Raw genomic sequence first — 12,415 nt, forward strand, 5'->3', positions numbered from 1 at the left:
CGACAGCGAGGGCTTAGCTCCGCGCAGCGCGGTGATCGACCCGCGACCGACTAATTGACGGCAGCCTTCTCCCACTCCGAAACCTCGGCCAGCAGCTCAGCCTTCCGGGCCTCGTCCGCGAACGACGAACGCACCGAGTTCGCGGCCAGGCGTGCTCGGTCCGCAACGGACAACCGGTGCACGGCGACAAGCTGCTCGAAGTTGTCGTCCACATAGCCGCCAAAGTACGCGGGATCGTCCGAGTTCACGCTGACATTCAGTCCGGCTGCCAACATCGCAGGCAAAGGGTGATCGGCCAAGGTGTCCACCGCGCGCAGCCGGACGTTGGACAAGGGACACACGGTCAACGGAATCTGCTCGGCCGCCAACCTTTCCACGAGGGCCGTATCTTCCATGCAACGGATGCCGTGGTCGATCCTCTCCGCGCCGAGCAGATCGAGGGCCTCGTAAATATACGAAGCCGGGCCTTCCTCGCCCGCGTGCGCGATCCGTCGCAGTCCAGCCTCCGCCGCGCGGCGGTATAGTCGCTCGAACTTCGACGGCGGATTGCCCACCTCAGCCGAGTCCAGGCCGATGCCGGCAATCGGCGCCTTCATGGCCAGAAGCTGCTCCAAAACCTCCAGCGCAGATTCCTCGGACATGTCCCTCAAGAACGCGGCAATCAGGAGCGTCGAGACGCCGAAGTCCTCCACCGACGTCGCGAGCGCGGACGCCACACCGTTCACGCACGTCTCGAGGGCCACGCCGCGCGAGATGTGCGCCTGCGGATCCATCATGACCTCGACGTGCCGCACGCCACCGGCCGCGGCACGTGCCAAATAGGCCCTGGTCATGTCCGCGAAATCCTGCTCGGTGCGCAACACGGCCATGTTGGCGTAGTACAGATCCAGGAATGACTGCAGATCCGTGAACTCGTACCGTGCACGCAGCTCGTCCAAATCCGCATACGGAAGCTCAATCCCGTTCCGTTCCGCGAGCGCGAAAATCAGCTCCGGCTGAAGCGTCCCCTCGATGTGTAGGTGCAGTTCGGCAACCGGAGGTGCCGCCGTCGTCGTCGATTCGCCAAAAGTTTCCACCCGACAAGAGTAGGACGAATACTCCCGTCCAACGGCGATCATCAGGCCCCGATAACACGAGCGAGGGGAAGGCCACACCGCGTCAACTTGGATCTACGCCGTTCGGCCCCCAAACTGAAAGGATGCAGACCTTCCTCCCGTTCCCCGATTTCAAGCAAAGTGCTGCCGTCTTGGACACCGCAAGGCTTGGCAAGCAGCGTGTCGAAGCACTGCAGATCCTTCGCGCACTGGTGATCCCCGAGTTCGGCCGGCCCTCCCACCCCGCTATCCGCATGTGGATGGGCTACGTTCCCGCGCTCACCCTCTACGGCCTGGCCATGGTGGACGAATGGGTCGCCCGCGGCAATCCGGACAACACCCGCGCCAGCATCACCGAGTTCGCACCCCAGGCAGCCCACCCTGACTACGCCTCCAAGATTCCTATGCCGCCGTGGCTGGGCGACGCCGATTTCCACCTGAGCCACCGCTCCAAGCTGCTCCAAAAGGAGCCCCGCTTCTACGCCGAGCTCTTCCCGGACACTCCGAACGACCTCGAGTACCTCTGGCCCGAGCCCAGTCACGAGTTCATCCCCGAAGACCCCTACGACGACTTCATCTGGGTGCTTCGCGCTCCGGTGGGCGACGTCGAACCCGAGAAGATCGACAAAGTGGGGATGCCGGCAGCAGGCAAGGCGAAGGCCGCGAACAGTGAGGGCGACGGCTACCAATTCGTTTATGCCTCGGAAACGTCCCGCCGTCCGGGCAAGACCGCCCGCAAAGCCCCGAAACAGCTGGTGAAGAAGCCCACGCGCAATCGCCAGCGCCAAGATGAGGCCTTCCGGACGCTCCCCGGCAACACGCCAGTTCTCGTCCCCATCGAGGGCGGCGCCAAGTTTGCCTTGGGCAAGATCCACGGACGACCGATCACCCTGGAAGACGGCCGTTTCGGTCGCAACTTCGAGGTCACCAAGATCATCGACCGCTCGGACTTCGACTACCCGGCCTTGTTGCAGGATCCGCGGGCGTTCTTCCCGATTCCGGCACCATAGCGGCTCGAGCTAGACGTTCTGCCGACGGACGAGCGCCCGCATAACCAAGATCTCGTAGGCCACCAAGGCGACAACCCACATGTAGTCATACCAGCGGGCGTCGAATCGAACGAGCAACGCCAGCAGCCCGAGCGCTGCAACCAACTGGGTCGTGATGATGGCCGACCAAGGCGTTGTTTTCACCTTATCCACAAGAAATGACCACCCCTCCTGCCGCGAAAAGGACACCCGCACCGTAGGCGGCCCAACCGATTGCTCCTATCGGTCCCATAAGAGACACGATTACACCAAACCCTGCATACGCGCATCCTATTGACACCGGTCCGCCACGGGGAATCAGATCGGGGTTGTAGTGTGCAACATGGCGGCCCGAGATGTAGGTATCAAGCCATCCGTGACAGGCTAGGATCTCCTTGCCGTTCCATCCTATGGTGGCTCCGTTATAACCCGTGCAGTAGTAGTCATATCGTCCCGTCGACATAGGGGCAATGGCGCCGCCGGGTGCCTTTTTGCTTGCTAGGAAGTGGCCACCCGAAAAGTCGCCCCGCTCTTCAATCCGGATTTTTAGCGCCGCTTGCGTCTCCGAGACTTGAGGACTTTCAAGGAGCAATGCTAGACGGTTGCTATCACCGTCGAACGCCTCAGAAATCGCGGTTTGAATCTGTTCAGGTGTTTGCAACTGCGACGTTGTTTTTGGCGGCGGTGGCGCTGTAACAGTTGCCGCCATTGCGCCGCTAATTCCACCAACCAACAGAGCGGCACTTGTCACCACAACTGCAATGACGCTTCGTATTTTCTTCCCAATGCCCATTTCTCCCCCCTTTGAGTTGTAGCAAGTGAGTGACCATCGTAAGTTGCATTTGTTAGAGGAAAGTCGCGACCAGGTGCTGATAGCGCCGAATTGAGTGTTGTTTGGCGGAAAAATGAGTGTTTTTGCTCGGATGAATGAGTAGTTTCATTGAAGACGCCGTTAGGCTCCTTCGTGAATACGATGGCACTCTGGTTCCCTGGCCTGGCCGTGGGGCCCACCGCGAGGGTCCCTGCCCTGAGCTTGCGAAGGCTGGGAGCCGGCGGGGACTTGCGAGGCGAGGGTGCCGATGGGGACTAGTTCGACCCGGGGTTCGTCGATGTCTTCGGCTTTCCCGGGTGCTGGAGCGCCTCACCCCAGTGTGCCCAGTCCTCCGGCCGCACCGACGGTCGGCCCAGCAGGTAACCTTGCCCGGCCGTCATGCCGAGCTCGACTACCGCGCTCAACTCGGCTTCGGTTTCGATCCCTTCGGCCACCAGGGCTGCTCCGATCTCCTTCGCGAAGCCGACCATGGCCGCCCCCAGGGCCCGCTGGCCCGGGTCCGTGTCGATGCCGGCGATGATCTCCCTGTCCAGCTTGATCACGTCGGGCTTGAGGAGCAGGACGTGGCGCATGGACGCAAAGCCAGCACCTGCGTCATCAACGGCGATCCTCAATCCACGGCCTCGTAAAGGTGCAAGCGCCGCTGCGAGGGGACCATAATCCACGACGTGGTGGCGTTCCGTCACCTCGAGCACGATCCGGCCTGTCGATATTCCGGAGTCCGCGAGAATATCGGGGAGTCTCGCGTCAAGGCATGCCCGGGGTGAGAGATTCACAGAAACCGACAGCGTGGGCGGCAGCCCCTTCGCAGCCGCGAGTGCGGTCTCAAGAGCGAGGATCTCAAGCTCAACATCCAGTCCGACGGCGGTAGCCTCAGCGAACAAACCCTCGGGGGAAATGCTCGGAGAGCCCGGAAACCGGGTCAAGGCTTCGGCTCCAGTGATCGAGTCTGATTCCAGGGAGCGGATCGGTTGGAACGCCGTCATCAAGGAACGCCCGGCGAGCGTCGCTTCGATCCGGCTCCTGATCTCTCCGGCAGCGAGCGTGTCCGCTGTCCCGGGATCAAGGGCCCTGCTCGTACCTTCGAAACCAGCAGGCCGTCCGGCGGCATCGCGAAGTGACCTTCCGGACACCTCGACCGGGACCTTGCTGCCATCCTTGCGGCGGCATACGGCATGGAGTCCGGACCAGCCGGCATCTGCGTCCTGGGTGGAAGCCAGCGCTTGCAGGGCCTCCGCCAGCTCGTCGGGATCAATGATCAGGCTGAAATGCCTGCCCAGTATTTCGGCAGGCTCGTACCCGGTCAATTCCGCTCCCGCCGGGCTCGAGAAGGTGAAGCGCCCATCGGGTCCTATGGCCCACAACCACTCCTTGCTGGTGGTCAGCACCGTATCCATCAAGCGGGTGGTCCGGGACGCTTCAGCGCGCTCCCGGAACTGCTGCCGCACCAAAGAAAACGACGCGAAAACCACGACGGGAACCACGAGCAACGCAATGACATCAGGAATCCAGACGGGCCAACCGAAGTTGTCCCAAGGTTCTTCGCCCAGCATCAAGGGAAGGCCTGCAGTCAAGGCAACAGCGGCCTCCAAGACGATGATGACAAGCAGCCACCATCGGGGCATGGACGCCCGAATGCTCTCCTTCGGCCCGCGCGTTCGAAACATGGCCCCCTGCCACAAGCTAACGCTGCTCATCTCCTACATGATGCTGGCTTTCACCTTATCCACAAACTGGGGTTGGATGCGGTCACGGTGCTTCCTCCAGGGAGTCGATGAGAGCCAAACCGCGGCGCGCCCACTCTATTTCGGTGTCCGCGCGGGCAACCAAGCCCTCGTAGGTGAAGATCTTGTACTCCAAGGTGCGACGGCGGTCTGCGTCCGGAGTCACGGCCAGCCGTTTTCTCAGCATGACGTTCGTGCCGTTCTTCAGTTCCTGGATCATGCCTGCCCACTGCTCCCGGCGCAGCGTGTGGTAGTCGATGTGTGCCTGCATGTGGGCTCGAGCGGCGCGAGGGTCTGCCCATTCCAGGTAGGCCGCCTTGAGGTGAACGGGATCGCGCTCGCGGGAGTACTCCAGGGGCGTGTTCATCCAGTCCCGGAAGGCTGCCCGGCCTTCCGCGGTGATCCGGTATTGCGTCTTTTTGCCGCGCGGCCCCCAGGGGATTTCCTCGCCGGCCAGCAGTCCGTCCTTTTCCATCTTCCGAAGCTCGGGATAGATCTGCGAATCGGGGGCGTGCCAGACGTAGGCCACCGACGACTCGAAACGCTTGGACAAGTCGTAACCGGTCATTGGCTCAACGGAAAGCAGTGCCAGCAACGCGTACCGGAGACTCACGGATGACCCCTTTCTTAGCTCTTGCCAATAACTATATCCATAGATAGTGTGATCCAACGCACTAACTATGGAGATAGTTACTAAGACCACCCACCCGGCGGCGTCATGGTCGACGCCGAGCCGGCGACTGGAAGGAAGAACCGTGACTGATGTCCGGACACAGAGCTCCACCACCAACAAGGTCCTCGGCTACCCGCTGAACGTCTGGTACGTCGCCGCCTGGGACAAGGAAGTGACGCGCAAGCCGATGTCGCGCAAGGTGGCCGGACGCCCACTCGCGCTGTACCGAACGGAGGGCGGCAAAGCGGTGGCCCTGGCTGACGCCTGCTGGCACCGGTTGGCGCCGCTGTCCATGGGCAAGACCCTCGCGAAGGACCAGATCCAGTGCCCATACCATGGCATCGTCTACAACTCAGCCGGACGCTGCGTCTCCATGCCGGCGCAAGAGACGATAAATCCCAGCGCTACCGTGCCGTCCTTCCCGGTGGTGGAGCGCCACCGCTATGTCTGGGTGTGGCTCGGGGACCCCACGAAAGCCGATCCGGGACTGGTTCCGGACATGCACCAGCTGGACTCCCCGGAATGGGCAGGAGATGGCGAAACCATCTACGCCCCGTGCAACTTCCAGCTGGTGCTGGACAACCTCATGGACCTGACGCACGAGGAATTCATCCACTCCTCCTCAATCGGACAAGAAGAGCTGAGTGAATCGGACTTCACGGTCACCCACGACGACGGGACCGTCACAGTGTCCCGATGGATGTTCAACATCGACGCGCCTCCGTTCTGGCTCAAGAACATGCGCGACAAGTTCCCCGGATTCGAAGGCAAAGTGGACCGCTGGCAGATCATCACCTTCCGCTCGCCATCGGTGATCAATATCGATGTCGGTGTTGCCAAGGCCGGCACCGGCGCCTTCGATGGGAACCGCAGCCAAGGGGTCAACGGCTTCGTGATGAACGCGATCACGCCCGAAAGCGACAAGTCCTGCCACTACTTCTGGGCGTTCATGCGCAACTACCGCCTGGATAGCCAGCTCATCACCACCCAACTGCGCGAGGGCGTCCACGGGGTGTTCGGCGAAGATGAGGCCATGCTCACCGCGCAGCAGGCAGCCATCGACGCCAACCCGGACTACGAGTTCTACAACCTCAACATCGACGCCGGAGGCATGTGGGTCCGCCGGCTCATCGAACGCCAGCTCGAATCCGAAGGACGCCTGATTCCTCTCGCGTAGCGCGGAGACAGGCAAGCGCGAGACAGGTTGATATAGGCATGGCAGCAACAAACATTGAGGTCTGGCAGCTGGGAACGGTTGTCGAAGTCCGGAACGTCGCCACGGACATCCAGCGCATCGTGATAGAGCCGTCCCGGCCCAAGAAAGCCGAACCGGGCTCACACATCGACGTCATGGTCAACATAGACGGACATGAGGACAAACGCTCCTACTCCATCGTCGAGTCCAGCGAGGACGGCACCCGCTTGGCGATCAGCGTGCTGAAAGCGCCCCTATCCCGAGGCGGCTCCCTTTTCATCCACACACTCGAGCCCGGAGACCAGCTGGAGATCACGCAGCCGTTGCAGAACTTCCCGCTCCGCGTGGGCGCGGGACGCTACATCCTGCTGGCCGGGGGTATCGGCATCACGGCAATGGTCAACATGGCCCGGGTACTGAGGAATCTCAACGCGGACTACACCCTCGTGTATGCGGGCCGCAGCCGCGCGGTGATGGCCTACCTGACGGAACTGCAGGAACTGCACGGGCAGAACCTCGTGGTCCACATCGATGGCGAGGGATCGCCCCTGGACGTCAACGCCCTGGTGGCCTCCGCCACGGAAGACACTGAACTGTACATGTGCGGGCCCATCAGGCTAATGGACGAAGTCCGCCGCACCTGGACCGAGCGCGGGCTCAGCTACCCCAACCTGCGCTACGAAACCTTCGGCAACAGCGGCTGGCACGATCCGGAGGAATTCATTGTCAAAATCCCGAGCCTGGGATTGGAGGTGCCGGTGGGCAAGAGCCGCTCCATGCTCGAAGCCCTTGAGGATGCCGGCGCGGACATGATGTTCGACTGCCGCAAAGGCGAATGCGGGCTCTGCGAGGTCCGGATCCTGGGGCTTCAAGGCGCCATCGACCACCGCGACGTCTTTTACAGCGCCAGGCAGAAGAACGCCACGGAGAAGATGGCCTGCTGCGTTTCCCGGGCCGTCACCTCCCCAACCGGCCTGGCGGCAGAAGCCTCCGCCGCCGGCCCGGCGGTAGTCACCATCGAGGTCTCGTGACCGCCGCCGCGGCAACGTCTTCCGTTCGCTGGAGCGCACGATACGACGAAGTATCCCTACGAAAGGTTTGCCTTGGACATTAAGCATGAGATCAAAAACTCACCCATGAGTCGCTTTCAGGTCGTGACTGTCTCGATCTGCCTGATCCTGATCATGATCGACGGATTCGACGTGCTGGTCATGTCGTTCACAGCCCCGGCCCTCTCCGCAGAGTGGAAGGTCCCGCCCATCGAGCTGGGATACCTCCTCAGTGCCGGGTTGTTCGGCATGTCGGCAGGCTCCATTTTCCTGACGCCCCTCGCAGACAAGATTGGTCGCCGGAACCTGACCTTGGTGGCGCTGTCCATTATTTCGATAGGAATGATCCTGTCCGTGGGCGCGGCGGACGTCCAGCAGCTGATCGCCTGCAGGGTCTTCACCGGTCTGGGTATTGGCGGCATGATCGCCAATCTCAGCGTCATTGTGTCCGAGTACTCTTCAGACCGGCGGCGCGGCCTGGCCATGGGAATCTTCTCCGCCGGCTATCCGATTGGCGGCGCGATGGGCGGTGTCATCGCCGGGGCATTGATTGCCGGATACGGCTGGCGGGCAGCCTTTGCTTTCGGTGCCGTCATCAGCGTGGCCATGCTGGTTGCCAGTTGGTTCCTCCTTCCCGAATCCCTCGAATATCTGGCCGAGAAGGGCACTGCCAGCTCGCTTCCCCGGATCAACAGGATTCTCGGCAAAATGGGCCGCCCCCTTCTTAAGGAGATCCCTCCGGCCGCTTCCTTGGAACAGATATCGGGAAGTGTGTTCAAGGAGGTGTTCGGGCCGAAGATGCTAAGCCGAACGGTCCTGATGTGGATCGGCTATGCGTTCCTCATCGCAGCGTTCTATTTCGCCAATACGTGGACACCCAAGATCATGGCCGAGGCCGCAGGCAACAACCAGATCGGCGTAACGGCCGGCATCCTTATCAGCACGGGCGGCATTGTTGGTGCCCTTGGATTCGGGATTCTTTCGACGTGGATCAAGAGCCGCCTCCTCAACACTCTCTGCCTCGTTCTGGCCGGCATTGCCTACGTCGGCTTCGCCAGTTCCTTCGGTGCTACCGGGCTTGCGTTGGCCCTGGCTGCCATGGTCGGCATGCTCACCAACGCAGGAGTGGCCGGTTACTACACGATTGTGCCTCCGCTGTATTCGGCAAAGGCCCGGGCTTCGGGATTCGGCTGGATGATCGGCGTCGGGCGTCTGGTCTCCATTGTCGCGCCCATTCTGGTGGGATATCTCATCGCAGCAGGCATGCCGCCCGTCACCATCTTCTACGTGTTTGCCGTCCCCCTGCTCCTGTCCGCCCTGTGCTGCATTGCCCTGGGACAGGTGCTTCGTCGTCAAGAAGCTGTTGACATTGCGGGTGTAGAAGAGAACGCCGTCCGGGCGACCGGAGGGGCCCTCTAGGCTACTTCCCCAGCCCGGCCCGGCGGAGTGCCTCCGCCATCGCGGTGTTGACTGGCGCCTTGGGCGCAGCCTTCCCCTGCGCGGCTTTCGCCGGCGAACCCTTTGCAGGCGCCGCGTTCCGGCCTGAGGCACCCTGCCCAGCCTGCTGGGCCGGGCCGCGCTGACTCCGCTCGCCTTGGCGCCGGTCACCACCACGCTCACCACGGTCGCGCCCGCCGCCCCGCGAACCGGACCCGCCTTCGGTGCCGGGTTCGTCGTCGAGCCTGAGGGTGAGCGAAATCCGCTTCCGCTCAGGATCGGCTTCCAGGACCTTCACGCGTACCACTTGCCCCGACTTCACGATTTCGCGCGGATCGGAAACAAAGCGATTGGCCAGCGCGGAGACGTGGACCAGGCCGTCCTGGTGCACTCCGACATCCACGAAAGCCCCGAACGCCGCCACATTGGTGACGGTGCCTTCCAGGATCATGCCGGGCTTGAGGTCGGAAATCTTCTCGATACCCTCGGAGAACGTCGCCGCGGCGAATGCCGGACGGGGGTCGCGGCCCGGCTTTTCGAGTTCGGACATGATGTCGCGCACGGTGGGCAGGCCAAACGTCCCATCCACGAATGCCTGCGGATCGAGCGATGACACGGCAGCTCCACGCGCGGCGGCCACGATCTTCCGGGCCACCGAATACGCTTCCGGGTGGACGCTGGACGCGTCGAGCGGTTCCGCTCCCCCGGTGATCCGCAGGAAGCCAGCGCACTGTTCGAACGCCTTCGCACCCAGCCGCGGCACCTTCTTGAGGTCGGCTCGCTTGGCGAACGGGCCGTTCTCGTTGCGGTACGCCACAATGTTCTCGCTCAGGAGCGGCCCGACGCCGGCCACCCGGGCCAGGAGCGCGGGCGACGCCGTGTTCACGTCCACGCCCACAGCGTTCACGCAGTCTTCGACGACGGCGTCCAGCGAGCGGTCGAGCTTCGCCGCCGTGACGTCGTGCTGGTACTGCCCCACACCGATCGACTTCGGTTCGATCTTCACCAATTCGGCCAGCGGATCCTGCAACCGTCGGGCGATCGAAACGGCTCCGCGCAAGGACACGTCCATGCCCGGCAGTTCGGCGGCTGCAAGCGCAGACGCAGAGTACACCGAAGCACCTGCCTCGGAGACCACGAGTTTCTGCAACGTGGGACCGCCGGATGCTGCCAGCGACTTGATGAGCTGCACGGCGAGCTTGTCCGTTTCCCGCGACGCCGTGCCGTTGCCGATCGCCACGAGCTCGACGCCGTGCTGCCGCGCCAAACGCTCCAGCGTCACCAAGGCCTCGTCCCACTTCTTGACCGGGGCGTGCGGATAGACGGTGTCGGTCGTTACGACTTTGCCTGTGCCATCGACGACAGCCACTTTCACGCCCGTGCGCAGTCCCGGGTCCAGGCCCAGTGTGGCGCGGTTTCCTGCCGGAGCCGCGAGCAGCACGTCGCGGAGGTTCGCGGCGAACACCCGCACGGCTTCGTCCTCGGCCTGCGCGAACATGCGACCGCGCAGGTCGTTGCTCAGCCGGTCCAGGATGCGCGAGCGCCAGGCGATCTGTGCGGTCTGGACAAGCCACGAATCGGCGGGCCGGCCACGCTCGGCGACCCCGAGGCACGTGGCCACGGCGTTCTCATAGCGGCCGCGCGCGGCGGCCAGGGCGTCGTCGTCGGCTGGTTCTGCCTCGGCGAGATCGAGCTCAAGGACGCCGTCGTTCTCGCCGCGCAGGAGCGCGAGCACGCGGTGGCCAGGCATGCCGGACGGCACTTGGGAAAACTCGAAGTAGTCCTTGAACTTGTGCCCCTCGAGTTCCTGGCCCTTCTTCACGCGCGACACCATCCGGCCCTGCGTCCACAACCGCTCGCGCAGCGTTTCGGCCAGATCAGGGTCCTGGGAGACCCGCTCCACGAGGATCGAGCGGGCACCGGCGAGCGCCGCGGAGGCATCGTCAATGGAGTGCTCAGCGTTGAGATACTTGGCCGCCTCACGCTCAGGCTCCAGCTGCGGGTTCGCGAGAAGCGCATCAGCAAGCGGCTCGAGGCCGGCCTCGCGGGCGATCTGCGCTTTGGTGCGGCGCTTGGATTTGAAGGGCAGGTAGATGTCCTCGAGCCGGGACTTGGTATCGGCGCCGACGACGGCGGCCTCCAGTTCCGGAGTCAGCTTGCCTTGGGCGGCAATCGCCTCAAGGACCGTTCGACGGCGGTCCTCCAGGTCCCGCAGGTACCGGAGCCGTTCCTCGAGCTCGCGCAGCTGGGTGTCATCGAGCGTCCCGGTGACTTCCTTGCGGTACCGGGCGATGAACGGGACGGTGGATCCGGCGTCAAGCAATTCAACCGCGGCCTTGACCTGCCAGGCCTTCACGCCGAGCTCTTCGGCGATCAATGCGTGGATGGCGGCGTCTGCTGACTGGGGCTGTGCTGACTGAGGCTGGGGAAGATGGGTCACCATGACATTTTGCCCTACCTAAAGACGGCGCGGAGTGCTGTAGTGGAAAGAGCCGCCGTTGATCCGGTCAGGAATGCTACTCAAGGAAGAGGCGCATCATGCAAGAACTGCTCATCATCCTGCAGGACGGCTTTGACGCAGATGACGTAGAAGTCACCGTCAACCACAAAGAGGCCCACCACGAGCGCGACGTATCGACCAGGGAGATGCTGGGAATGGCGGCAGAGATCTCCGTGGAGTTGCCCGCCAAGGGATCCACCGTGGGCGTCGAGGTCACGAGCCGTCGGCTGAGCGCGAGCAAGAAACTCCACGGAAAAGCAAAGAGCCTGCTGGTGTCCATCGAGGACGGGGAACTGGTGATGCGGGAAGGCACCGGGCGGGAAGCGTTTCTCTAGCTTCCGGCGCTTCTTGACCCGCATGCGGAAGCGTCACGGCCCGCGGGCCGTGACGCTTGATGGGTGCGGAATTTGCGGTTAGCCCAGTTGCGCCATGGGAGTCTTGGCGGAGATGTGCTCCACCAATTCGCCTACGCGTTCCTCGGTGTAGTTCCGGGCGATGTCGCCCTGGCTGATGATGCCCACCAACTTGTGGTCGGTGATGACCGGAAGGCGCCGGATCTGGTGCTTTTCCATCAGGTCGATGGCGGCGTCGATGCTTGCATCGGCATCGATCCAGATCGGCGTGCCCTGGGCAAGATCTGCCGCGGTCAGCCGGGCAGCATCCAATCCCTCGGCAACGCACCTGACCACGATGTCGCGGTCAGTGATGAATCCTTTGAGTTTTCCATCGTTGCCGCAGATCGGCAGGGAACCGACGTCCAGATCGCGCATCAGGACAGCCGCGTCAAGCAGCGACTGGTCTTCCTTGACGCACTGGGCGTTGGTGGTCATGAATTCGCGCACAACACTCATGAGTCCTCCTTGATCGATTGGGTATCGACGCG

At 63.0% G+C, this 12,415-nt stretch carries 12 protein-coding genes; 5 read left to right on the forward strand and 7 right to left on the reverse strand.

Translation table 11 applies throughout. From position 1 onward, the window contains the following. Nucleotides 1-50: 50 nt before the first annotated feature. Entirely contained in the window at nucleotides 51-1,076 is a 1,026-nt protein-coding gene (locus tag VLA65_RS01875; RefSeq protein ID WP_332601637.1) for an adenosine deaminase, read from the reverse strand. A 122-nt stretch (nucleotides 1,077-1,198) separates the two neighbouring features. Here VLA65_RS01875 and VLA65_RS01880 point away from each other — a divergent pair, with 122 nt between their 5' ends. After that, nucleotides 1,199-2,104, forward strand: coding sequence for an MSMEG_6728 family protein (locus VLA65_RS01880; RefSeq protein ID WP_306962244.1), 906 nt, complete (start codon nucleotides 1,199-1,201; stop codon nucleotides 2,102-2,104). A gap of 9 nt (nucleotides 2,105-2,113) precedes the next feature. Here the strand turns inward: VLA65_RS01880 and VLA65_RS01885 are convergent, their stop codons facing one another. The 4 genes from VLA65_RS01885 to VLA65_RS01900 all read right to left on the reverse strand — a co-directional run bounded on the left by VLA65_RS01885 (nucleotide 2,114) and on the right by VLA65_RS01900 (nucleotide 5,291). Then, nucleotides 2,114-2,287, reverse strand: a complete 174-nt coding sequence (locus VLA65_RS01885; protein WP_306962243.1) for a hypothetical protein — start codon at nucleotides 2,285-2,287, stop codon at nucleotides 2,114-2,116. 1 nt (nucleotide 2,288) lies between these two features. Then, on the reverse strand, nucleotides 2,289-2,915 hold the full coding sequence (locus VLA65_RS01890) for a hypothetical protein (protein ID WP_306962240.1): 627 nt from the start codon (nucleotides 2,913-2,915) through the stop codon (nucleotides 2,289-2,291). A 293-nt stretch (nucleotides 2,916-3,208) separates the two neighbouring features. Beyond that, the gene (locus VLA65_RS01895; protein ID WP_332601638.1) at nucleotides 3,209-4,579 is read right to left on the reverse strand and encodes a sensor domain-containing phosphodiesterase; all 1,371 of its coding nucleotides are present in this window, start codon (nucleotides 4,577-4,579) and stop codon (nucleotides 3,209-3,211) included. Nucleotides 4,580-4,703: 124 nt separating this feature from the next. Next, nucleotides 4,704-5,291, reverse strand: coding sequence for a PadR family transcriptional regulator (locus VLA65_RS01900; RefSeq protein ID WP_332601639.1), 588 nt, complete (start codon nucleotides 5,289-5,291; stop codon nucleotides 4,704-4,706). A 142-nt stretch (nucleotides 5,292-5,433) separates the two neighbouring features. Between VLA65_RS01900 and VLA65_RS01905 the strand changes: the two genes are divergently transcribed. From VLA65_RS01905 to VLA65_RS01915, 3 genes are all read left to right on the forward strand, one after another. After that, on the forward strand, nucleotides 5,434-6,528 hold the full coding sequence (locus VLA65_RS01905; protein ID WP_306962237.1) for an aromatic ring-hydroxylating dioxygenase subunit alpha: 1,095 nt from the start codon (nucleotides 5,434-5,436) through the stop codon (nucleotides 6,526-6,528). Between the two features lie 38 nt (nucleotides 6,529-6,566). Further along, a complete protein-coding gene (locus VLA65_RS01910) occupies nucleotides 6,567-7,577 on the forward strand; it encodes a PDR/VanB family oxidoreductase (protein ID WP_332601640.1) in 1,011 nt (336 codons plus the stop codon). A gap of 105 nt (nucleotides 7,578-7,682) precedes the next feature. Beyond that, nucleotides 7,683-9,014 carry an MFS transporter gene (locus tag VLA65_RS01915; RefSeq protein WP_332601641.1) on the forward strand — a complete coding sequence of 444 codons (1,332 nt, stop codon included), beginning with the start codon at nucleotides 7,683-7,685 and terminating at the stop codon, nucleotides 9,012-9,014. A 1-nt stretch (nucleotide 9,015) separates the two neighbouring features. Here the strand turns inward: VLA65_RS01915 and VLA65_RS01920 are convergent, their stop codons facing one another. Further along, nucleotides 9,016-11,475, reverse strand: coding sequence for a Tex family protein (locus VLA65_RS01920; protein WP_306962233.1), 2,460 nt, complete (start codon nucleotides 11,473-11,475; stop codon nucleotides 9,016-9,018). 95 nt (nucleotides 11,476-11,570) lie between these two features. Between VLA65_RS01920 and VLA65_RS01925 the strand changes: the two genes are divergently transcribed. Beyond that, a complete protein-coding gene (locus VLA65_RS01925; protein ID WP_059388107.1) occupies nucleotides 11,571-11,867 on the forward strand; it encodes a hypothetical protein in 297 nt (98 codons plus the stop codon). Nucleotides 11,868-11,945: 78 nt separating this feature from the next. Here VLA65_RS01925 and VLA65_RS01930 read toward each other — a convergent pair whose 3' ends face one another. After that, on the reverse strand, nucleotides 11,946-12,383 hold the full coding sequence (locus tag VLA65_RS01930; protein ID WP_332601643.1) for a CBS domain-containing protein: 438 nt from the start codon (nucleotides 12,381-12,383) through the stop codon (nucleotides 11,946-11,948). Nucleotides 12,384-12,415 lie beyond the last annotated feature (32 nt).

Origin of the sequence: Arthrobacter sp. S2(2024), from assembly GCF_036662515.1 — a bacterium.
Taxonomy (GTDB): Bacteria; Actinomycetota; Actinomycetes; order Actinomycetales; family Micrococcaceae; genus Arthrobacter.

What these genes read in the sequence shown, in the direction of transcription:
- VLA65_RS01920 (WP_306962233.1), bottom strand. Translation starts at nt 11,475, where the DNA reads ATGGTGACCCATCTTCCCCAGCCTCAGTCAGCACAGCCCCAGTCAGCA.
- VLA65_RS01890 (WP_306962240.1), bottom strand. Translation starts at nt 2,915, where the DNA reads ATGGGCATTGGGAAGAAAATACGAAGCGTCATTGCAGTTGTGGTGACA.
- VLA65_RS01915 (WP_332601641.1), top strand. Translation starts at nt 7,683, where the DNA reads ATGAGTCGCTTTCAGGTCGTGACTGTCTCGATCTGCCTGATCCTGATC.
- VLA65_RS01895 (WP_332601638.1), bottom strand. Translation starts at nt 4,579, where the DNA reads ATGCCCCGATGGTGGCTGCTTGTCATCATCGTCTTGGAGGCCGCTGTT.
- VLA65_RS01880 (WP_306962244.1), top strand. Translation starts at nt 1,199, where the DNA reads ATGCAGACCTTCCTCCCGTTCCCCGATTTCAAGCAAAGTGCTGCCGTC.
- VLA65_RS01925 (WP_059388107.1), top strand. Translation starts at nt 11,571, where the DNA reads ATGCAAGAACTGCTCATCATCCTGCAGGACGGCTTTGACGCAGATGAC.
- VLA65_RS01930 (WP_332601643.1), bottom strand. Translation starts at nt 12,383, where the DNA reads ATGAGTGTTGTGCGCGAATTCATGACCACCAACGCCCAGTGCGTCAAG.
- VLA65_RS01910 (WP_332601640.1), top strand. Translation starts at nt 6,567, where the DNA reads ATGGCAGCAACAAACATTGAGGTCTGGCAGCTGGGAACGGTTGTCGAA.